Annotated in this window: 28 protein-coding genes and 1 pseudogene; 21 read left to right on the forward strand and 8 right to left on the reverse strand. The window is 38.1% G+C overall.

Going from position 1 to position 18,927, the window contains the following annotated elements:
* From NYZ99_RS16390 to NYZ99_RS16420, 7 genes are all read left to right on the forward strand, one after another.
* Complete coding sequence (locus NYZ99_RS16390; RefSeq protein ID WP_260572333.1) at positions 1-552, forward strand: M14 family metallopeptidase; 552 nt, start codon at positions 1-3, stop codon at positions 550-552.
* Positions 512-1,213, forward strand: coding sequence for a hypothetical protein (locus NYZ99_RS16395; RefSeq protein ID WP_260572334.1), 702 nt, complete (start codon positions 512-514; stop codon positions 1,211-1,213). The genes NYZ99_RS16390 and NYZ99_RS16395 overlap by 41 nt, the downstream gene beginning before the upstream one ends.
* 163 nt (positions 1,214-1,376) lie before the next feature.
* Positions 1,377-1,775: a DUF302 domain-containing protein gene (locus tag NYZ99_RS16400; RefSeq protein WP_260572335.1), complete on the forward strand. Its 399-nt coding sequence runs from the start codon at positions 1,377-1,379 to the stop codon at positions 1,773-1,775.
* A gap of 208 nt (positions 1,776-1,983) precedes the next feature.
* Positions 1,984-2,226, forward strand: a complete 243-nt coding sequence (locus NYZ99_RS16405) for a zinc ribbon domain-containing protein (protein ID WP_420845136.1) — start codon at positions 1,984-1,986, stop codon at positions 2,224-2,226.
* A gap of 22 nt (positions 2,227-2,248) precedes the next feature.
* Complete coding sequence (locus tag NYZ99_RS16410) at positions 2,249-2,956, forward strand: hypothetical protein (RefSeq protein ID WP_260572337.1); 708 nt, start codon at positions 2,249-2,251, stop codon at positions 2,954-2,956.
* A 334-nt stretch (positions 2,957-3,290) separates the two neighbouring features.
* Complete coding sequence (locus NYZ99_RS16415; protein WP_260572338.1) at positions 3,291-3,902, forward strand: DUF4386 domain-containing protein; 612 nt, start codon at positions 3,291-3,293, stop codon at positions 3,900-3,902.
* A gap of 61 nt (positions 3,903-3,963) precedes the next feature.
* The gene (locus tag NYZ99_RS16420) at positions 3,964-4,470 is read left to right on the forward strand and encodes a flavodoxin domain-containing protein (RefSeq protein WP_260572339.1); all 507 of its coding nucleotides are present in this window, start codon (positions 3,964-3,966) and stop codon (positions 4,468-4,470) included.
* 174 nt (positions 4,471-4,644) lie between these two features.
* Here the strand turns inward: NYZ99_RS16420 and NYZ99_RS16425 are convergent, their stop codons facing one another.
* The 7 genes from NYZ99_RS16425 to NYZ99_RS16455 form a co-directional block, all read right to left on the reverse strand.
* Positions 4,645-5,100, reverse strand: coding sequence for a DinB family protein (locus NYZ99_RS16425; RefSeq protein WP_260572340.1), 456 nt, complete (start codon positions 5,098-5,100; stop codon positions 4,645-4,647).
* On the reverse strand, positions 5,097-5,774 hold the full coding sequence (locus NYZ99_RS16430; RefSeq protein ID WP_260572341.1) for an FMN-binding protein: 678 nt from the start codon (positions 5,772-5,774) through the stop codon (positions 5,097-5,099). The genes NYZ99_RS16425 and NYZ99_RS16430 overlap by 4 nt, the downstream gene beginning before the upstream one ends.
* Positions 5,775-5,814: 40 nt before the next feature.
* Positions 5,815-5,991 (reverse strand): hypothetical protein, encoded by a 177-nt coding sequence (locus tag NYZ99_RS16435; RefSeq protein WP_260572342.1) that lies wholly within the window; start codon positions 5,989-5,991, stop codon positions 5,815-5,817.
* A gap of 20 nt (positions 5,992-6,011) precedes the next feature.
* Complete coding sequence (locus NYZ99_RS16440) at positions 6,012-6,773, reverse strand: SDR family NAD(P)-dependent oxidoreductase (RefSeq protein ID WP_260572343.1); 762 nt, start codon at positions 6,771-6,773, stop codon at positions 6,012-6,014.
* Between the two features lie 49 nt (positions 6,774-6,822).
* Positions 6,823-7,461, reverse strand: a complete 639-nt coding sequence (locus tag NYZ99_RS16445) for a WG repeat-containing protein (RefSeq protein ID WP_260572344.1) — start codon at positions 7,459-7,461, stop codon at positions 6,823-6,825.
* A 133-nt stretch (positions 7,462-7,594) separates the two neighbouring features.
* The gene (locus NYZ99_RS16450; RefSeq protein ID WP_260572345.1) at positions 7,595-7,717 is read right to left on the reverse strand and encodes a hypothetical protein; all 123 of its coding nucleotides are present in this window, start codon (positions 7,715-7,717) and stop codon (positions 7,595-7,597) included.
* A 26-nt stretch (positions 7,718-7,743) separates the two neighbouring features.
* The gene (locus tag NYZ99_RS16455) at positions 7,744-7,962 is read right to left on the reverse strand and encodes a DUF2267 domain-containing protein (protein ID WP_260572346.1); all 219 of its coding nucleotides are present in this window, start codon (positions 7,960-7,962) and stop codon (positions 7,744-7,746) included.
* A 121-nt stretch (positions 7,963-8,083) separates the two neighbouring features.
* Here NYZ99_RS16455 and NYZ99_RS16460 point away from each other — a divergent pair, with 121 nt between their 5' ends.
* From NYZ99_RS16460 to NYZ99_RS16470, 3 genes are all read left to right on the forward strand, one after another.
* Positions 8,084-8,329 carry an HPF/RaiA family ribosome-associated protein gene (locus NYZ99_RS16460; RefSeq protein WP_260572347.1) on the forward strand — a complete coding sequence of 82 codons (246 nt, stop codon included), beginning with the start codon at positions 8,084-8,086 and terminating at the stop codon, positions 8,327-8,329.
* A 66-nt stretch (positions 8,330-8,395) separates the two neighbouring features.
* Complete coding sequence (locus NYZ99_RS16465) at positions 8,396-8,884, forward strand: universal stress protein (protein ID WP_260572348.1); 489 nt, start codon at positions 8,396-8,398, stop codon at positions 8,882-8,884.
* Positions 8,845-9,225 (forward strand): universal stress protein, encoded by a 381-nt coding sequence (locus tag NYZ99_RS16470; protein WP_260572349.1) that lies wholly within the window; start codon positions 8,845-8,847, stop codon positions 9,223-9,225. The genes NYZ99_RS16465 and NYZ99_RS16470 overlap by 40 nt, the downstream gene beginning before the upstream one ends.
* A 39-nt stretch (positions 9,226-9,264) precedes the next feature.
* Here NYZ99_RS16470 and NYZ99_RS16475 read toward each other — a convergent pair whose 3' ends face one another.
* Complete coding sequence (locus NYZ99_RS16475) at positions 9,265-9,666, reverse strand: hypothetical protein (RefSeq protein ID WP_260572350.1); 402 nt, start codon at positions 9,664-9,666, stop codon at positions 9,265-9,267.
* Between the two features lie 45 nt (positions 9,667-9,711).
* Between NYZ99_RS16475 and NYZ99_RS16480 the strand changes: the two genes are divergently transcribed.
* The 11 genes and pseudogenes from NYZ99_RS16480 (at position 9,712) to NYZ99_RS16520 (ending at position 18,924) form a co-directional block, all read left to right on the forward strand.
* Positions 9,712-11,013, forward strand: coding sequence for a PAS domain-containing sensor histidine kinase (locus NYZ99_RS16480; RefSeq protein WP_420845137.1), 1,302 nt, complete (start codon positions 9,712-9,714; stop codon positions 11,011-11,013).
* 2 nt (positions 11,014-11,015) lie between these two features.
* Positions 11,016-11,258, forward strand: a complete 243-nt coding sequence (locus tag NYZ99_RS23015; protein WP_420845138.1) for a sensor histidine kinase — start codon at positions 11,016-11,018, stop codon at positions 11,256-11,258.
* A gap of 13 nt (positions 11,259-11,271) precedes the next feature.
* Positions 11,272-12,325, forward strand: a pseudogene (locus NYZ99_RS16485) (response regulator).
* 96 nt (positions 12,326-12,421) lie between these two features.
* Positions 12,422-12,775, forward strand: a complete 354-nt coding sequence (locus NYZ99_RS16490) for a universal stress protein (protein WP_260572351.1) — start codon at positions 12,422-12,424, stop codon at positions 12,773-12,775.
* Positions 12,775-13,257, forward strand: coding sequence for a universal stress protein (locus tag NYZ99_RS16495; RefSeq protein ID WP_260572352.1), 483 nt, complete (start codon positions 12,775-12,777; stop codon positions 13,255-13,257). The genes NYZ99_RS16490 and NYZ99_RS16495 overlap by 1 nt, the downstream gene beginning before the upstream one ends.
* A 465-nt stretch (positions 13,258-13,722) precedes the next feature.
* Positions 13,723-14,562 (forward strand): universal stress protein, encoded by an 840-nt coding sequence (locus NYZ99_RS16500; RefSeq protein ID WP_260572353.1) that lies wholly within the window; start codon positions 13,723-13,725, stop codon positions 14,560-14,562.
* A 92-nt stretch (positions 14,563-14,654) separates the two neighbouring features.
* A complete protein-coding gene (locus NYZ99_RS23020; RefSeq protein WP_420845139.1) occupies positions 14,655-14,819 on the forward strand; it encodes a universal stress protein in 165 nt (54 codons plus the stop codon).
* Positions 14,820-14,880: 61 nt separating this feature from the next.
* A complete protein-coding gene (locus tag NYZ99_RS16505; RefSeq protein ID WP_260572354.1) occupies positions 14,881-15,495 on the forward strand; it encodes a universal stress protein in 615 nt (204 codons plus the stop codon).
* Positions 15,496-15,762: 267 nt separating this feature from the next.
* On the forward strand, positions 15,763-17,409 hold the full coding sequence (locus NYZ99_RS16510; RefSeq protein WP_260572355.1) for a hypothetical protein: 1,647 nt from the start codon (positions 15,763-15,765) through the stop codon (positions 17,407-17,409).
* Positions 17,410-17,434: 25 nt separating this feature from the next.
* Complete coding sequence (locus tag NYZ99_RS16515) at positions 17,435-18,295, forward strand: APC family permease (RefSeq protein ID WP_260572356.1); 861 nt, start codon at positions 17,435-17,437, stop codon at positions 18,293-18,295.
* Positions 18,296-18,324: 29 nt separating this feature from the next.
* Positions 18,325-18,924 carry an APC family permease gene (locus NYZ99_RS16520; RefSeq protein ID WP_260572357.1) on the forward strand — a complete coding sequence of 200 codons (600 nt, stop codon included), beginning with the start codon at positions 18,325-18,327 and terminating at the stop codon, positions 18,922-18,924.
* The last annotated feature ends 3 nt before the right edge of the window (positions 18,925-18,927 follow it).

Below are 18,927 nucleotides of genomic sequence, written 5' to 3' on the forward strand. Positions count from 1 at the left end.
ATGGTAAAGGTTTATAGTAAGGCACTTGATCAATCCATTGAAATAAATCGTATCCTTGGACAGTTGGAGGGTAATACAGCCGGGCCCACCATAATTTTCACGGCTGGAATTCACGGCAATGAACCATCTGGTGTTTTCGCATTGGTCAAGGTGCTTGATGATATCAAATCAAAAAGCATTGATGTTCGAGGAAAGGTATATGCCATTGCCGGCAATGTTTCTGCCCTTAAACAGGGCGTACGATATAACCGAGAAGACCTGAACCGTATGTGGAATGATGAAAGGGTCGCATGGCTATTAAAAGAGGACAAAATCATTAAAAACGAAGAAGACTACGAACAATACCAACTTTATACAATAATTTCTAAAATTTTAGAAGTAGATAACGGATCCTTTTATTTTGTTGATCTGCATACCACTTCAAGCCCAACAAAACCCTTCATTACGGTTAACGACACACTCCTGAATCGGAAATTCACAGAACAATATCCGGTACCTTTACTTTTAGGGATTGAAGAATATCTCGGAGGGTACCTTATTAAGTTACATTAATCAACTTGGCTACATAGCCTTTGGATTTGAATCTGGACAGCATGATGCTCTTTCTTCTATAGAAAATCATATCGCATTCGTATACCTCACATTAATTTATACTGGTGTCATTCTAAAAGTCGGGGTAGATTACGATACCTATTATACCATTCTTAACCGTTCAACTAAAGATTTGAACCATGCATATGAAATTGTACACCATCATAAAATAGGACAAGATGAAGATTTCTATACAATACCGGGATTTACAAATTTTGAGCCGGTAAAAAAAGGGCAACAAATCGCTACCAGTAAATCGGCACCGGTTGTTACACCTATAAAAGGAAATATCTTCATGCCCTTATACCAGAAAAAGGGTGAAGATGGCTTTTTTATTATAAGGTACATACCTTCTATCTTTCTCTCACTTTCTTCATTACTTAGAAAATTGCAAGTAGATCATATCCTCGCCATTTTACCAGGCGTTTCATGGATTTCAGACCAGAAAGATGCATTAAGGGTGGATTTAAGGGTAGCGAAATTCTTGGCAAAAAAATTCTTTCATTTAATGGGGTATAGAAGTAGACGCATTAATGAAAATTTCCTAATAGTGAAGAACCGGGAGGCGGTCTCCAAAAACAAAGAGTATAAGAACACGACTTGGTATCGCAACTCGTATTAGGTAACTTAAAACCTTATCTTACTTAATTTACTAGTTATTCCAATATGATATAAATCATTAATCAAAAACCACACAATCAGTAACTTGACCCGCTAAACCACTATTATAAACATATTCAATACGATTCCTATTACACAAATCATGTCAATAAAACAGTAAATCAATGGACTACTATTTTTCTACCGAATTAAAAAACATAACATTTGAGGAAGCAATTTCAAAAACAAAAGAGGCCTTAAAAGAGGAAGGTTTTGGAGTTTTGACTGAAATAGATATGAAAACTACCCTTAAGCAAAAACTAGATGTTGACATCTTAAATTATAAAATTCTTGGGGCCTGCAATCCATCTATGGCTTACCATGCGCTTCAGGCAGAAAACAAAATTGGCACCATGCTACCTTGCAATGTAATAGTACAAGAGATTAAGGAAGGTAATATAGAAATTGCGGCTGTAGATCCAACTGCCTCCATGCAAGCTATTAAAAACGATGCCCTTATTTCGATAGCGAAAAAAGTACGTGCAAAACTTGAACAGGTAATTCAAAGCCTAGGCATAAGCTAGGTTTATTGTCAATAAAACACCTTAAACCTGTGGCGCCAACAATATAGAAGAATGTAGCTGAAAATTCCCTTGTTTTCCAATAGGTATATCTACATACTGACTAAAATCATTTTATGCTATTTTTCTGATAATTAACTTACTGGTCAAACTATAAGGGTAAATGCGGATGGAAACCTCAGCTAAAAATAACATATGCCAAAGTTGTGGGATGCCCATGCACCACTTGTCGGATTTTGGTACCAACAAAGACGATACCATAAATATGGATTATTGTCATTTTTGTTTTCTGAAAGGAAAATTCATTGACCATGGTATTAGCTTGGAACAGAAAATCGAAAAAAATATAGGAATCGCCCATGAAGCAGGTATGACCTTAGAGGAAGCCATACTTTTGGCGCGCGAAACCCTTCCTACGCTTAAACGATGGAAGGGTTTGAAACCGATGGCATAATCAGGGTATAAATCGATTCGTTGTGAACCATAATAACACGCGCTTTTCGTTCATCCAGGTTATTGAGGGGCTAGAAGGGGTTATAGTAATAATCGTGGGCTATCTATCATTTTTCCTAAGACCACTTCGGGATAGATGGGGGTTGAGTAAAGAGCAAGCTTTGCAAACATTTCCGGGTGATGAAATCGTACCAGTACCAAAGACAAGATTTACCCATGCCATTGAAATAAATGCTCCATCCAAATATGTTTGGCCCTGGATTGCCCAAATCGGTCAGGGTAAAGGTGGATTCTATACCTATGAGGCTCTTGAGAATTTAGTTGGATTGAATATTTACAATTCAGACGCTGTACTATCTGAATTTCAAAACCCGCAGATCGGTGACAAGGTCGGCTTTGCACCCAAAGATGCCCTCCCTATTGTTATTTGCGATCATGGCCGTTGTATGGCAATTGAAAACGCACTGGACATGGATACGAACAAATTGTATAATCCTAAGGTAGGCCGGCCCAAAAACTATTTACACCTTACTTGGCTTTGGTATGTTGAAGATATTGATGAAAAACGTTCAAGGTTTATCTCTAGAAATAGGGTTGACTTTAGTCCTTGGTTCAAAAACAAATTAATGTTCGGCAGTTTCTCTGAACCGATAGTATTTGCGATGGACAGAAAAATGTGTTTGGGCATTAAAAAACGAGCAGAACGGTTGTTCACCAACTCGTTTTCCTAAATCAGGTTTAAAAATCTTACTGAACTGATATACATCATTTTATCGGTATTTCATCTACTTTACATTTATCCGATGATATAGGTTTCGGTATGAATCTGATTCCCAATCATTTACTTCCCCCTAAACAATATTTAAAACGAGTGCTACCTGAAATACCAAGGGGAAAATTATGAAATCGTGGAAACGAGTACAGCAACAGATACCAAACCTTCTCAATAGTGAAATCAGAAAAATCTATCCTTTAAAGGAAGTAAAGGAGGCCATCCATGATTATAGGAGCCAAATGACTGGAGGCAAAATTTTGTTGCAAATGTCTTAATAAAGCAGAATACAAATGAAACATTCTCTCACCAGTTTATCGACTAGAAAAGCGGCAAGTACTGTAGGCGTTGCCTTTATAACTTCTGTGCTTATAGTAACCCTAGTTGATGATTTTCTTTTGGCCAATTTTGTGATACCGGGGGATACCGAGATACTTGCAAAAGATATACAGTCCAATGTTAGGTTGTTTCATTTTGCAGTTGTTGGATATTTGGCTGTACTTGTGCTAGACACCCTTATTGGTATTGCGCTTTATTTTGTGCTCAAGCCAGCTAATATTAGGCTTGCATGGCTAACTTCTGCCCTAAGACTTTTGTATGCCCTTACCTTGGTTATTGGAATTTTTGCTCTGGTATTCCAAGTTATTGATGTATACGGATATGCATTTATAAAAGGTATTGGATACATTTTTTTTGCACTTCATATCCTTCTACTTGGTTACTCAGTTTTACGGTCGGTGTATGTCCCTAAAAGTCTTGGAGGATTATTGATACTTGCGTCGTTTACGTATATCATATTTTTTGTGGATGTTCATCTTCCCAAAACATTTGAGGTTATTATAATGTCGACGATGGCCATTGCGGAACTTTCACTAAGTATCTCGGCTTATTGTAAAAAGAAATAGACTACCTGAAAAATAGTTTTTAGGGGTCAAAGCATGGATATATTTTATAAAATAAAGAATTATGAACGGCGCAATTTTTTTCTCAGGTAAATATGGCAGTACGGAACAATATGCCAACTGGATCGGTGAGGCTACTGGCCTACCTGTATTCAACATCAAGGACTCCAAGGCTGATCCTTTAAAGTACGATTATCTAATCTTGGGCAGTTCAATTGTCTATTTTAAGTTAACCATCCGTAAATGGGCAAAGGCCAATCTATCCAAACTCAACGGGCAATCTAAGGTTCTTTTCTCTGTTTCTGGTGCTGATCCTAGCGATAAGCTCGAGAGATGGGTATCCAAATCATTGCCCTCCGTATTATTGTCACAAATGAAACATGTGGCACTTGGCGGTAGATTGGATCATTCGAAAGTCGGTTGGTCAGTTCGGCTGATGCTTTGGATCGGTTCCCTTATCAATCCTGATCCATCGGCCAGTAAGGAAGAGCGATTTGGATTTGACCATGTGGACAAAGATAGCATTGAACCCATTGTAGAATGGATCCGTCAATTTCAAACAGTAAAGTAATTTGACACTTCAGTATCTTTCGTTCTTCTTAGAAAATATTGAGGAGCTTGGATTCGTTTGAAATTCCGCTACCCTAAATGCCATTAACAGCATTTTCCTTGTTTCTAATTAGATTTAAGGAATATATTAAAGTAAGGTCAGTACTTGCATGCTTCTGTGCTTCATTATAAGCTATCAGCTGCCGTATTTAATTAAGATTGCCATCTGACCGGCATGATGGTTGGTATGGGATACAATTCGCCCAAAAGCCTCCGCTTTTGTCTTTGTCCCGAATTCTTTGGTGGTCACCAGGGTTTCCCAATCCATTTCCTCTTGCCGTTCCACGATAGCTTTTAGGGATTTAAATGAATAATAAACATAGTCATTAAGTTCAGAAAGATTGATCCATTCACCCGTATCGGTTGAGGCTATTACCGTTTTGGCTATTACCTTAACTCCGGATGCACCAAAAACGTTCTTTGCAAAGAGCAGTTCTACGTCACCAATATGCCTAATAAGAAAACCGACACTATTTACAGAAGGTGGCAGCTTCTTCTTCAAATCTTCCTCTTTGAGTCTTTCAAGTTGATTGGTAAAACGTGTTCTTGCTTCTATCCGGAGTTCCAGGAATAATTGTGTTTTTGATTTCATCTATTATGGACTAAATATCCCTTATACTTTTTAAGCCCTAAATTAACCATCTGAATAGCGGCCGCACTAGTGATTGTAGCCCCGGAGATACCATCGACATATACACCATCATCCATCCTTCTCTCCATATTTTGTTGAAGGGTAAAGGAATTTTTATCTAAGTCAATTTTTGTTCCTACAAACTGATTTTCAAAAGTACTTTGTGTCACTGCCGATCCGTAACCATATGTTTCCGACTTGTGGTCAAATTCAATCTTTTTGATTTCCAAAGTCTTTATATCAACCAACACCTTTGCCCATATAGCTCCCCCAAACCCCTTCCCCTTTATTGATAAAATAGCTGAATTTGTATTTTTAACTTCAAATATGGGCAACACTTCTACAGTATTGGATTTAATCAATTCCTTATACAATAGAATACCTTCATTCATGTCAATATCCGTTGTAATTCCTTGGGCATCAATTTTTTTAAATGCAATTAATGCGTCCATATCCACGCGACCGGAAAAAGTAGAATCGGCAAAATTCAGTATTTCCTTTTGAACGGGGGATAAACCCTCATTCTTAGGCAAATCTTTTATAGTCTTTTCGCTATCGGGTATAGTACCCTTTGGTTTTTCTTTACAACTAAAAAATAAAATAATAAGCAATCCAATAATCCAAAATGCTCTCATAATTAAGTTTTTAGGTGTTTAAAAATGGCCATCAATTCTATTATCCTTTTTTTGAGGAAATAATTGCTGTTATAACGAGTCCCAAACCTATCCCGGATAAGATGCATGCAACCATTAACAATGGTGAGGTTTGTAAAAAGGCAAGTCCGACACCCACGCCTACCATGGTCATTCCACCTATAGCCCAAACACTCTTGTCCTCTTTTTTGTCTTCCATGATACTATTTATTGTAATATTTAATTGACCAGCATACCTCCATCGACAATGTGCATGCACCCCGTAACCATTTTACTATCCTCTGAAGCTAAGAAAAGTGCCATATCTGCTATTTCACTTGACTCTACATAACGACCAAAAGGGACTGCAGCTTCAAAACCATTGATTACTTCCTCAGGATTTTCAGGTGATATATCCTTTTCTATCCTCCTCATCATTTGATTGTTTACCGGACCTGGATGGATGGTATTCACTCGTATTTTGTTAGAGGCAAATTCCAGGGCTGCAACCCTCATTATGCCAATTATAGCATGCTTGGAGGACACATAGGCACCCAATCCCGCAAAACCCTTTAGTCCAGCAACGGAAGATGTAATCATCACACTACCACCAGCCTTCATTTTAGGAATTACATACTTGCAGCCATACCATACCCCTTTTAAGTTTACGTCAATAACACTATCAAAAATATCATCGGGATATTCCGCAATGGGCTTTGAAGTTCCCTCTATACCAGCATTTGCAAAAAAGATATCTATCTTATTATGAACTTCCAAAGTGTATGCAACCATCTTTTCGTTATCCTTCGGTTTGGAAACATCCACAACACAATACGACAAATTTTCGTGATTTATTTCCAAACTAGCCTTCTCCAATGCTTCTTTACTAAGGTCAGCAATGACTACCATGGCCCCTTGTTCCGGAAATAATTTTGCAGTTGCTATTCCAATACCACCTGCACCACCTGTAATAATGGCTACTTTATCCTTTAATCGACCCATATTTTATTTTCCTTGGAAACTGATTTGTTATTATTAAGTACTTCTTACTTCAATTTTTTAATGCTAATTTTCGTATTTCCCAACCTTGATCTTTACCATAAACCGCAACAAGGTCTTCAGCTAAATATTTTGCCCCAATTGTAGGCACCTGATACCGTTTCTTGGTCATTTGGATATTATGCCGACGTTCAAAAAACTCATCTATTTCACCTGAGGCATCCACCAATACATCAAAGAATTTAAACTCATAGATATCAAGTTTAAATTCATTTTTACCTTTCAGTGTCTTTTCGAACAAAACTCCAGTGGTATAGCCATTCTTAAAAGGGTACACATTTAAGAACTGGGGTTCTATTATGGTATTTCCTTTCGTATCCATAAATCCGTATATGGGAACACCATCCTCTACATTCTTGGTAATTAGACATCTACCCTCTTGAAATATAGGATATCGCACTCCGGAAATATCGGATTTGGACGTATCGGCATTACTGTTCCAATAAACATCATTTCTAAAATCAATTACCAAGGTTCCGTTCTCATCAATGAACCCCCACTTTTCACCTTGTCTAACACCAGCCAATCCTTCATTAAAAGGGGCTATTTCATCAATACCCTTAAGTTCCTGCGCCATCAATGTTAAAGGCAACATCCATAAAAAAGTCATTATTAATAATGTAGTTCTCATAACTTACTATTTTAGTATTCGTTTAAAATTAAAACAGTGATCATTACCCTGAAATGATAAAAGTCATCTGTACATGTGGTGTGGATTTTTTGGGCAAGCTTTTACGTATGTCTTCCAATTCGCCCAGCGACAGTTATTTTCTTATGTAAATAAAGGTCGTGTCAACATATCTTTCGGTAGTATCATCGCTATATTCAAGGTGGTTGACCTCGGTGGGCCAATCATGAGCGCGAACCAAATCCAGAAATTCAGCCATACTTATAATTTTTGGTTTTTTCTTCTTCACGACCATCTATTTACATAGACCGCTTTTGGGAACATAGGCAGTTGTGCAATTAAGTGTAAAGATTCTTCAGTCGGGAGAATATCTCGGAGCGCATGCATGATGGCAATGAAAATACGCCCCGCTTTATCTTGATCATTGGACATATTCATCTCCTTGGCATAATCTTTTAGAAATGTATAGCCTTCCGTAGCATATTGGTTAAAATTAAGAGCCATGAGGGTTCACTTTAAGATGAAACACAAAAGTTATAATTACTGTACGACCCTGAAATGATTTAAATCATTTTACCAAGAAGGAGGCCACTTTACCTTTGTTCAGGAATTCAAATATGTTTTTATGACTGTAAATATTCAATATATAGACATGCCGGAAAGTGAGTCATTAAGTGAGATAGTAACTCGAAATCTTCAAAAACTAGCACATAAATATCAATTCATAATCCGTGGAGATATTTATTTTAAGTTAGGTCAAGGAAAAGATGGAATCGATAAAATTTGTGAAATACAGCTAAGTGTGCCAGATCCCGCATTTTTGCAAAATCCATTGAAGATAATTTTGAAAAGTCCGCAGCTGAAACTTTAGGTGATTTAGAGCGGCAATTGAGAAAACGTAAGGAATCATTTAATAGACGTAAAAAAGCCATTTAGTATGAAAAGAATTTTGGTACCTGTAGATTTTTCTGAAACTTCAACTCATGCTTTGGAGATTGCCGCACTAATTGCGAAACGGCAAAAGGCTGAAATTGTAGTATTGCACATGTTGGGTCTTTCAGAAGCCGTACTGACTAAAAATGAAATACAGGAATATGAGGAGGCCGGATATTATATGGAACTTGCTAAAAAGCGATTCATACCTTTTTTGGACAAACCATATTTGAAAAATATTAAGATAAGGGAAATTGTCCAAAACTATAAGATTTTCAAAGAGTTCAACACCTTGGCCCAAGAACAAAAGATTGATTTAATAGTCATGGGGTCACACGGGACCAGTGGGATAAGTGAAGTGTTGGTTGGATCAAATACTGAGAAGGTAGTGCGTACGTCAAATGTGCCCGTGCTTGTAGTAAAAATGCAAAACCCGAATTCAAGATCGAAAAAGTGCTTTTTGCTTGTGACTTTTCTGAAGATGCTATTTTAGCGTTTAAAAATGTTCTAGCATTTACTGACAGCTTTTCCGCCAAATTAAAACTTATCTATATCAACACTCCATACAAAAGTTTTAAGAGCACGAACGAAATCGAAGAAAAAATCTCAAATTTCTTTTTTAAGTCAAATGACACATCACAAGAAGTGGTAATTTATGATGACTACACTATTGAACAAGGTTTGTTGAACTATTCCCAAAAAGGCGGTTTTGATTTACTTGCCATACCTACACGCGGTAGAAAGCCTTTTTTACATTTTTTATTAGGTAGTAGAAGTATAGGTGAGGATGTTGCCAATCATGCCAATATACCTGTTCTCACCATTAAAATCTAAAATCTCGAAATAATTATATACCAAGCATAACCATTTAATCTATTTCAACAACAAATCTAGCTTTGCTAAAATTATTAATTCTGACTTATTCTTTCCCGAAAAAGATGCAGCAATAGCACTTGCGGTTTTTTTTGCCGAGGACTTTATTTCCTCCGTAAAGGCATGCGGGTGTTCTTTATAAAATTCCTTGAACTCATCAAAACACTCATCACTGCTTTTTGGATATTCCATGAGTACATCGAAAACGATTTCTATTTGGTTAGCAGAGTCGGTGCCATACCTATCGGTAAAGTCATCTAAAGACAGCCAATCTTCCTTTACAATTTCTTTTAACTTATCCCATTCCTTAGCGTGAACGCTACCATCGCTTATCGCAACGGCGTAAAACAATTTACCCAAACTTTCATAGAGCATATTCATGGTTCTAGACGTATTTTTCATCTTATTTCTCCTTTTAAGCACTTAAAAGTATCGTATGCCGCATACTTGGCATATGACAAAAATCAGTCTAGAATCTTTATATTTGATTTATGCGTGTTTTCCGAGAAAAACAGTAATATTTTCAATCTACTTTCAGAAGGGGTTTCCGATGGTATTATTGTCATAAATGAAGAACAGATAATTGTAGCCACCAATACTTCAGCAGAGGAAATGTTTGGTTATGAAAAGGAAGAACTCATTGGAAAACCATTAGAAATCCTAATACCAAGAAGATACCACAACCATCACGACACCTATGTTCAAAATTTTTTCGCCAAAGGTGGAAAACGCCAAATGGGGCATGGAAGGGATTTATATGGTATTAGTAAAAATGGTCACGAGTTTCCCGTTGAGGCCGGTCTCAACCCATTTAAACTATATGGTTCTACCTACATCATGACATTGATCATTGATATTACGGAACGTAAGAGAAGAGAGAAAGAACTAAGCCACTGGGCACGTATCTTTGATGAATCACTGAATGAAATTTATGTTTTTGATACTGATAGTCTTAGATTCATTAACGTAAATAAGGAAGCTCAGCGAAATTTAGGATATAATTTGCAGGAATTGACGGAGATGACACCTATGGACATTAAACCTGACCTCAACCTTTCAGAATTTAGGTCTTTGTCAAAGCCACTCTTGGAGGATGAGATGGGCAAGGTGGATTTTGAAACTAAGCACCTAAGAAAGGATGGCACTTTATACCCGGTAGAAGTCCACCTACAACTTTCCCTAATGGGGGAGAAGAAAGTATTTTTTGCAATCATTTTAGATATAACCGAACGCAAAGGTTATACTGAAAAACTTGAAAAAATGGTAGAGGAACGAACAAGGCAGTTAACAAAAGCCCTGGCCAAGGAAAAAGAACTGAACGAATTAAAAACACGGTTCTTATCGCTCGTTTCCCATGAATTCAAGACCCCTTTGAGCAGTATTTTAACATCCATAACTTTATTGGGAAAATATACCGAAACAGAACAACAGGAAAAACGTGATAAGCACGTAAATACTATTAAAAACAAAGTAAAATACCTAAACACCATTCTGAACGATTTTCTATCCTTAGAACGCTTGGAATCCGGAAAGGTGAACTATAAAACCGAAATCTTTCCTTTGAGTAAAGTGGTGAATGAAGTAATATATAACGCTAACATGTTGCTCAAATCCGGACAGAAAATCCAGTATCCCGATAACATAGATGAAGCAATCGTTTTTTTCGATGAAAAGACACTGGAATTGGCACTTTCCAACTTGGTTCATAATGCCATTAAGTATTCCCAGAAGATTCCATTATTGATATAAAATTGGAAATTGGGGAGGAATTTGTTGTTATCAAAGTCATCGATGAAGGCATTGGAATTCGAGAAGAAGATCAGAAGCATATATTTGACCGGTATTTTAGAGCCGAGAATGCCTTGGTTACGCAGGGTACAGGAATCGGTCTAAATATCTCAAAACAGCATCTTGAAAACTTGGGGGCGAGTCTCGAATTCTCCAGTAAGATAAATGTTGGCTCTACCTTTGTTTTGCGAATTCCAAAAACTTAATCCCAATTAGAAAATGAAACAACTACTATTAATTGAGGATGATAGGGCACTACGTGAGAATACAGAGGAGCTCTTAGAGCTCTCGGGCTACTCGGTGCTAACTGCTGCAAACGGAAAAATGGGAATCCAATCCGCAAAGAAAAACCTGCCGGACATCATAATTTGCGACATTATGATGCCTTTAATAGATGGATATGGAGTTTTGGAGGAATTGTCATCCGATGAAAAAACCAAACACATACCATTTATTTTCCTGTCCGCCAAAACAGAACACAAAGAAATCCGAAAAGGCATGCATCTAGGGGCGGATGATTACCTAACCAAGCCATTTGAAGAAGAAGAATTGATCAGTGCCATTGAAAGTAGATTGGCCAAGGCACAGCTTTTGAACCGTATGCTCGATTCAAAAACTTCTGAACAGGCAGCATCAAACGATGAAATGCGTACTTTACATGAGCTTAAAAACTTTTTTGATGACAATGGTGAGGTAGTGGATTTTGTTCCAGGTGATATTATTTATAAGGAAGGTTCACGGTCAAATAAAATTTATCTTATTCTTAAGGGGTTGGTCAAGGGTCATAGTATGGATGCAGACGGTAAGGAACTCACAACATCCTTATATAGTGCAGATGATTTTCTCGGGATTTACCTCTTTTTTGAACAATGTTCCTTATCAAGAATCCGCAACAGCTTTAGAACAAGTAAAACTCGCCGGTATTTCCAAAGAAAACCTCAGGGAGATTTTAGGAAAAAATAAGGACATTTCTTTAGAGCTAATGGAGTTGTTTACTCAGAACATCACCATAATAAAAGCACAGTTACTTCAAATGGCCTACAGCTCAGTACGTAAGAAAACGGCGCAAACGTTATTACAGTTCGCAGAAATCATGAAAACAAAAACTGATGAGCCAATCAAAATTTCCAGAAATGATCTTGCCAGTGTGGCAGGAATAGCTACTGAAAGTCTAATACGCACCCTATCTGGTTTTAAAAAAGAGGGGCTAATTGCCATTGAGGGTCGTAACATTAGAATCATGGAACTTGAGGCTTTACAATATGTCGATTAGTCTTTATGATTGCAAAATCAAAACACTAAATAAGCTGACAAATATCATGTAGTAGGTTTATTCAATGGTCTATTTTTGCGTACCGCGACCAGTTTAATGAAGCATATTTTAATACCTACAGACTTCTCCGAAAATTCTTGGAACGCGCTTGAATATGCGATATATTTTTTTAAAACTGAAGTTTGTAGTTTTTATATACTGCACGTTGGAGAATTGAGCAAATCAGAAATCAAGAATAATTCCTTTGTACTTCCACGAAAAACTAAAAGTCCTGTCATAAGAGAGAAATTGAAATCACTCTTCGAAAGAATTACCGATGTATCCACAAATGATAATCATCATTTTATAGCACTTCAAGATTACGGGAATTTTATTGATATTGTGCGTAAGACAGTGGAAACAAAGAAAATAAACCTTATAGTGATGGGTACTAAAGGAGCTTCGGAATAATGGAATCCATTGTGGGAAGTAATACCGGGGATGTTATTACAAAAGTGCTTTGTAATGTACTGGTGATACCTGAAAACGCTTCATTTATGACTCCACAAAAAATTGCGTTTCCTACAGATTATAATCTTTACTACACTTATCCCATTTTAAGAACCCTTACAGAACTATTACGTATTACAAATGCCGATCTTCAGATATTTAATGTGGTACAGGTTAATATCCCATTAACTGACGAACAAGAAAAAAACAAAGACTACTTGAAAGATTATTTGGATGAAACCTTTCCTAAATCACATAGTTTTCACAGTGTTCATAATCAGGATGTAAAATCCAGTATTCTAAATTTTGTTAATGACAACCAGATTGATATGTTGACAATGGTTGCTAAGAATTTAAATTTCCTCCAACAAATCCTATTCGACACTACAATCGAAAAACTAAGTTTTCATACCACCATACCAATGTTGGTCTTGCACGAATAACTAAGACCATTTTGAATATTGCAAGAGCAATAAAAAAAGATCATACCTATAAATAAATCATGTAGCATTTTTTTGATTCCCCTGCTCTAACAGCGAATTATACAAATACAATGGTTTTAGGGTACATACTATACACCTCCTGGGGAATAACTATTTCCAACTGAACCTAGGGACAGGTACAGATAGTGAAATGGTGCTTTTGGTGTAAATACAAATCATAAAGCGGTTGTGATTACTTGAGCTGGGCATCATTGGAAAATTCATCTAATTCCCCCAAGAATCACAACATAACTTCATCTATTCAAAACCTACATAGACAAAATGAAGGTGATATCATCGACCTTACAGGTTTCTACACAGTTCTAGGCACCGTATAATTTATTCAAAGCCTAAGAACGCCTTAAATGACCTTTGTCATTTGATGATATAAAGATCAAAAATACCTTTAGGTAAAATACTTCGGAAATGAAAAATATACTAATACCAACAGATTTCTCGGAAAACGCTTGGAATGCCATCATCTATGGATTGGAATTATTCAACAAAACATCTTGTACATTTTATATAATAAATGTTCATCCCATAGCGGCATATTCTGGTGGTGAGCCTGCAATGTACATTTCTTCTGAAATACTTGAAGAAAGTATCTTAAAGGAAAACAAAGAAAAGATGAACAACTTGATCAAAAGAGTGGAACACCTTCCTATAAACACCAGGCATACTTTTAAAACTGAGGTTTCTTATGGGTTTTTTACTGATCATATAAAGAAAGAAGTCAACAACAAAGATATTGACTTAATTATCATGGGAACAAAAGGTGCGACAGGATTAAAGGCCGTTTCTATGGGAAGTAATACAGGTGATGTAATTACCAAAGTACCCTGTGCCGTTTTAGCCGTACCCGAAAACGCAAAATACAGTAGGCCTAATGAAATAGGATTTCCAACGGATCTTCAATTGGGTTACAATTGGAAAGTAATGCAAAATGTAAAGGAATTGGTCATAGCACATAAGTCGGCGCTACGGTTTTTATATGTTTCGTCAAATCAAGAAAGATTTAGTGAACAACAACAAAAGAATCGCCAATTCTTGGAGGATTATTTTACGGATACCGAATTCTCCTTCCATATCCTAACGGGTAAAAAATTAGACGAAACCATTCAAAATTTTATTGAATGTCGGGATTTGGATATGATTGTAATGGTGGCCAAACATTTGAACTTTGTGGAACGGATTCTTTTTAGGCCTACGGTTGAAAAAGTTAGCTACCACACAACAGTTCCTTTTTTAGTCCTGCACGATTGAACATTCAAAAAACTCTATTGTATTTTTTCAGATATCATGTTTGAAGTTTTCAAATCAAAAAAATTAAGAGTTATAGAAAATAATATACTTCCATGAACAAAAGAATATTAATACCTACCGATTTTTCAAAAAACGCTCTGAACGCTGCCAGATATGCTTTTGACCTTTATGCAAAATTGAATTGTGAATTCTACTTTCTAAACGTTTTCAACTTAGACGGCTATACGACCAAATCGCTAATCTTACCGGAACCGTGAAAGTGCAGAATACAAGACCGCAGAAGCAAAATCCAAAGACTCTTTTCTAAAACTCTTGGATATGTTGAAACTACATCATGATAATCCCAAACATACCCTTCACACAATTTCTGCCTTTAATTTTCTTTCTGAAGCGATAAAGCGAACCATTGCTGAAAAAGATATTGATTTAGTAGTCATGGGTACCCAAGGAGCCTCCGGAACAAAGGGTGTCATTTTTGGAAGCAATACGGTAAAGGCGATGGAAATAATTAGGGAATGTCCTGTATTGGCAGTACCCAAAGACATACAGTTTACAAATCCAATGGAAATTGTTTTTCCAACAAATTTTAAAACTTCTTTTAAACGTCAAAAACTCATTTATCTTATTGAGATTGCAAAAATGTTTGAGTCGACTGTAAGCATATTATATGTAAGTAAAAAACACGATTTAACGGAACTACAAAAAAGCAATAAGCAATTGTTGGAAGATATTATGGAACCCATCAGTTATAGCTTTCATCACTTAACTGAAAAAGACGTATCAGAAGGCATAACTTCATTTGTTGAAAGTAGGAATAGCGATATGATTGCATTTATAAATCATAAGCATTTTTTCTTCAATAGTGTCTTCTCGAAACCATTGGTAAAGGAAATAGGTTATAAGCCCATCGTACCAATCTTGGCCCTACACTGATAGGGAAGGCCTTCTTCAAAAAGAAATTGAATCTACTGCGAGAACTGTAATGTAATTTGAAATACCCACAAGCGAAGCAAAGAAACCGTTGCCTTGACGCTATTAAGTACTTGGAGAGCGACCAAAAAATTTATTTCGGCCCACATCCACTAAAACTCCAACTATTCTTTTCGAAATCAATAATATCCCAATAATTACATTTAAATTATCGTCGATTTTGATACTATGTTGAATTTGTAAAAACGTCCTTACCCAAACCAACCTTAAATGAAAACGATTTCCAATATCAAAAAAAGCATATTCTTTATTCTATTTATAATCCTTTTTACGGCAAACCTGGATGCTCAAAATTCAATGAACACATACGAGGATTTAGTCGTTATTTTCAAGGAATGGAGGATCTTTGAAAATCCTCCATTACGAAATGGGGCACCGGACTATACCGAAGAAACATTCGAAAAAAGATGGCCTGCATTCCAAACCCTTCAAAAAAAGCTTCAGGAAATGGACACCACACAATGGTCCATTCCCCAGCAAGTGGATTGGCGTATCGTTAATGCGGAAATGAACGGGTATAACTTTAACCATCGTATCCTAAAACCTTGGCAGCGAGATCCTGCCTTTTATACTACCATTTGGACAGACCGAAGCGACGTACCAGCACATGAAGGTCCTACCCATCATGCCGTTCTGGATTTATGGACATACGATTTTCCATTGAACAAGGAACAACGCATCAAATTATTGGCAGAATTGGAGGTCATTCCGCCCTTGAACGAACAGGCAAAACTAAACCTGACCGGGAATGCCAGGGACCTATGGATCGCAGGTATTCGTGATATCAAAACCCAGATCACCAACTTAGAGGATATGAAACAGCTTCCGGGAGTCTCAAAGGACCGAAAATTGTTGAAGGCCATTGAAGAAGCAATCTCCTCCACGGATAACTTGGCAAAATGGTTGGAGGCCGAGGCAGCGACTAAAACGGGTCCGTCCGGTATTGGAAAAGAAAATTATACCTGGTACCTGCAAAATGTGCATTTGGTTCCATTAACATGGGAGGATGAAGTCATGATTTTAAAACGGGAACTTTCCCGAGCTTGGTCGGCCTTAAAACTCGAGGAGCATCGCAATAGAAACCTACCTGAATTGACAGATGCCAATTCACCCGAGGAATACGACCGTCGTGCCAAAGCTGCTGCCAAAAGTCTCTTGGATTTTCTCGACAAAAATGAAATGGTCACGGTAAAGGATTATTTTGAACCAGCATTAAATGCACATCTTGGCGGTTTTGTACCCCGCGAAACACGCAACTTTTTCTGGATTACAGCGCATTTTGACCAACGTCCCCTCTACTCCCATTTTTATCATTGGTTTGAGCTGGCTCGTATGGACACCGAACCACATCCTAGTGAAATCAGGCGAACGCCCTTGCTGTACAATATTTTCGATTCACGAAATGAAGGTACGGCCACGGCCGTAGAGGAAATGTTCATGGATGCCGGACTCTATGATGATTCACCCCGTTCAAGGGAAATCGTATATATAATGATAGCCCAACGAGCCGCTAGAGGACTTGGTTCCCTGTATGCCCATGCCAATATCATGACCATGGAAGAGGCTGGGGGCATTCATTCCGAATATACTCCAAGGGGCTGGATGAAGACCGAAAAGGAATTGTTGCTTTTTGAACAGCATCTCTATTTACGTCAACCGGGCTATGGCACCAGCTACATCACCGGAAAATATCTGTTGGAAAACACCCTAGCCGAATACGCCCAAATGAAAGAAGGCAAAAATGAACCTTTTGAAATGCGCGCTTTCTTTGATGAATTGAATTCGGTAGGAAGTATTCCTATATCCCTTGGTAGATGGGAAATGACCGGTGTAGAAAATTACTTAGGACAAGAATAGTGGTAATAACCGAATCCTTTTCGTAATGTCCGATGCCAAACCAAAAAAATTAGCCCGGCAAATGGGTATATTGGCCCTTACCGCCACGGGGGTTTGTTCCATGCTGGGAGCCTCCATCAATGTGGTGCCCTTTATGATCCAGCGAAATGTTCCCGGTATTGGGCCCTATGTATTGCCAGCCTTTGCCTTTGCGGCGATACCCGCATTGTTTGCAGCTTTGGCATATGGCATTTTAGGTTCGGCCATGCCAAGGGCCGGTGGCAGCTACATTTATGCCAGCCGAGGCCTTAATCCCTACTTGGGTTTTATTGCCAGTTTTTCGCAGTGGTTCGGGCTTTCTATTGTTATTGGTGTCATTGCCTATGTGACTGTTCCCTTCATCAGAGATGTCACCTTGGCATTGGGTTGGGAAGGAATCTCACAAAGTTTGGAAATTGGTTGGATCAGGGTGACCATCGCCTTGAGTCTCATTTGGGCCTTTGTAGCTATCAACATCCAAGGCATTAAGAGTTACGAGCGCATTGTCCTGCCCATGATGTTCCTCATGTTTGGTTTGGGGGGTATCGTCATCGTTGCGGGATTGATCTATGATGCATCTGATTTTCTATTGGCCCTTGAAAACAAAACGGGAACCACTTTTCAGCCCACTGAACAGACCGATTTTGACTGGCGCATCTTCCTATCGGCCGCTGCCCTATTGTTCTCCAGTTTTATTGGGTTCGACTCCATTGCGCAGGCAGGAGGTGAGGCCAAAAACCCGACAAAATCCCTTCCCACAGCTATTCTTCTCGGCCATTTTTGGTGTAGGGTTGTTTTACTTTTTGTTTGCCGCATCGGTATACCATATCGTTCCATGGAGCTATGTGGCCCAGGAAGCGATGAATAAAGATATTTCCGCGCCCGGCCTTTTAAGTTATGTATTGTCCTCCTGGTTTGGGAATCGCAATTTTGGCCGGGGCCGCCATTGCCTTGATCAATGACCTACCGGCCATGCTTTTGTCCGTCTCCCGATTGATGTTCGCATGGGCGAAAGACGGTATTTTTCCCAAGGCCGTTTCCAAAATACACCCTAAAAACCGAACCCCGTACATGGCCCTTTGGGCGGCAGGAGGCATGGCCAGCATCGGTGTGTTGGGCTCCCATTTTGCGGGCGATTTCTTTTTGGGTATTGACATTATGGTCACTTCCATGATGGTGAATTTTTTGTTGATGTGCATCACTTTGGTTTCCATCGGCAAACTTAATCCTGCCCTTGCAAAGCGAATCGGTGTCATAAAAAATAGGACAATGCAGCTGCTAATAGGCTGGTTAGGTATAGTAACGCTAACGGCTTTTTTAATCATCCATACCTATAAAGATATGGTGGCGGAGACCACCGCCTGGTATTTTCACTCCACCCCCATTTGGCTCATCGTCATGGGCGTGGCAAGTGGTATCTTTGTGTATAATTGGGTCCGACTCACAAAAAATGAACCCCATTTAAAAAATAGATTTTTACAACTTCCCGAAGAATAAAAA

Origin of the sequence: Maribacter litopenaei (assembly GCF_025244665.1) — a bacterium.
Lineage (GTDB): Bacteria > Bacteroidota > Bacteroidia > Flavobacteriales > Flavobacteriaceae > Maribacter > Maribacter litopenaei.

Excerpts from the sequence above, each read along its gene's own strand:
- NYZ99_RS16390 (WP_260572333.1), top strand. The coding sequence starts at position 1 with ATGGTAAAGGTTTATAGTAAGGCACTTGATCAATCCATTGAAATAAAT.
- NYZ99_RS16400 (WP_260572335.1), top strand. The coding sequence starts at position 1,377 with ATGGACTACTATTTTTCTACCGAATTAAAAAACATAACATTTGAGGAA.
- NYZ99_RS16405 (WP_420845136.1), top strand. The coding sequence starts at position 1,984 with ATGCCCATGCACCACTTGTCGGATTTTGGTACCAACAAAGACGATACC.
- NYZ99_RS16415 (WP_260572338.1), top strand. The coding sequence starts at position 3,291 with ATGAAACATTCTCTCACCAGTTTATCGACTAGAAAAGCGGCAAGTACT.
- NYZ99_RS16420 (WP_260572339.1), top strand. The coding sequence starts at position 3,964 with ATGAACGGCGCAATTTTTTTCTCAGGTAAATATGGCAGTACGGAACAA.
- NYZ99_RS16425 (WP_260572340.1), bottom strand. The coding sequence starts at position 5,100 with ATGAAATCAAAAACACAATTATTCCTGGAACTCCGGATAGAAGCAAGA.
- NYZ99_RS16430 (WP_260572341.1), bottom strand. The coding sequence starts at position 5,774 with ATGAGAGCATTTTGGATTATTGGATTGCTTATTATTTTATTTTTTAGT.
- NYZ99_RS16435 (WP_260572342.1), bottom strand. The coding sequence starts at position 5,991 with ATGGAAGACAAAAAAGAGGACAAGAGTGTTTGGGCTATAGGTGGAATG.
- NYZ99_RS16440 (WP_260572343.1), bottom strand. The coding sequence starts at position 6,773 with ATGGGTCGATTAAAGGATAAAGTAGCCATTATTACAGGTGGTGCAGGT.
- NYZ99_RS16445 (WP_260572344.1), bottom strand. The coding sequence starts at position 7,461 with ATGAGAACTACATTATTAATAATGACTTTTTTATGGATGTTGCCTTTA.
- NYZ99_RS16450 (WP_260572345.1), bottom strand. The coding sequence starts at position 7,717 with ATGGCTGAATTTCTGGATTTGGTTCGCGCTCATGATTGGCCCACCGAG.
- NYZ99_RS16455 (WP_260572346.1), bottom strand. The coding sequence starts at position 7,962 with ATGGCTCTTAATTTTAACCAATATGCTACGGAAGGCTATACATTTCTA.
- NYZ99_RS16460 (WP_260572347.1), top strand. The coding sequence starts at position 8,084 with ATGACTGTAAATATTCAATATATAGACATGCCGGAAAGTGAGTCATTA.
- NYZ99_RS16465 (WP_260572348.1), top strand. The coding sequence starts at position 8,396 with ATGAAAAGAATTTTGGTACCTGTAGATTTTTCTGAAACTTCAACTCAT.
- NYZ99_RS16475 (WP_260572350.1), bottom strand. The coding sequence starts at position 9,666 with ATGAAAAATACGTCTAGAACCATGAATATGCTCTATGAAAGTTTGGGT.
- NYZ99_RS16490 (WP_260572351.1), top strand. The coding sequence starts at position 12,422 with ATGAAGCATATTTTAATACCTACAGACTTCTCCGAAAATTCTTGGAAC.
- NYZ99_RS16495 (WP_260572352.1), top strand. The coding sequence starts at position 12,775 with ATGGAATCCATTGTGGGAAGTAATACCGGGGATGTTATTACAAAAGTG.
- NYZ99_RS16500 (WP_260572353.1), top strand. The coding sequence starts at position 13,723 with ATGAAAAATATACTAATACCAACAGATTTCTCGGAAAACGCTTGGAAT.
- NYZ99_RS23020 (WP_420845139.1), top strand. The coding sequence starts at position 14,655 with ATGAACAAAAGAATATTAATACCTACCGATTTTTCAAAAAACGCTCTG.
- NYZ99_RS16505 (WP_260572354.1), top strand. The coding sequence starts at position 14,881 with ATGTTGAAACTACATCATGATAATCCCAAACATACCCTTCACACAATT.
- NYZ99_RS16510 (WP_260572355.1), top strand. The coding sequence starts at position 15,763 with ATGAAAACGATTTCCAATATCAAAAAAAGCATATTCTTTATTCTATTT.
- NYZ99_RS16515 (WP_260572356.1), top strand. The coding sequence starts at position 17,435 with ATGTCCGATGCCAAACCAAAAAAATTAGCCCGGCAAATGGGTATATTG.
- NYZ99_RS16520 (WP_260572357.1), top strand. The coding sequence starts at position 18,325 with ATGTATTGTCCTCCTGGTTTGGGAATCGCAATTTTGGCCGGGGCCGCC.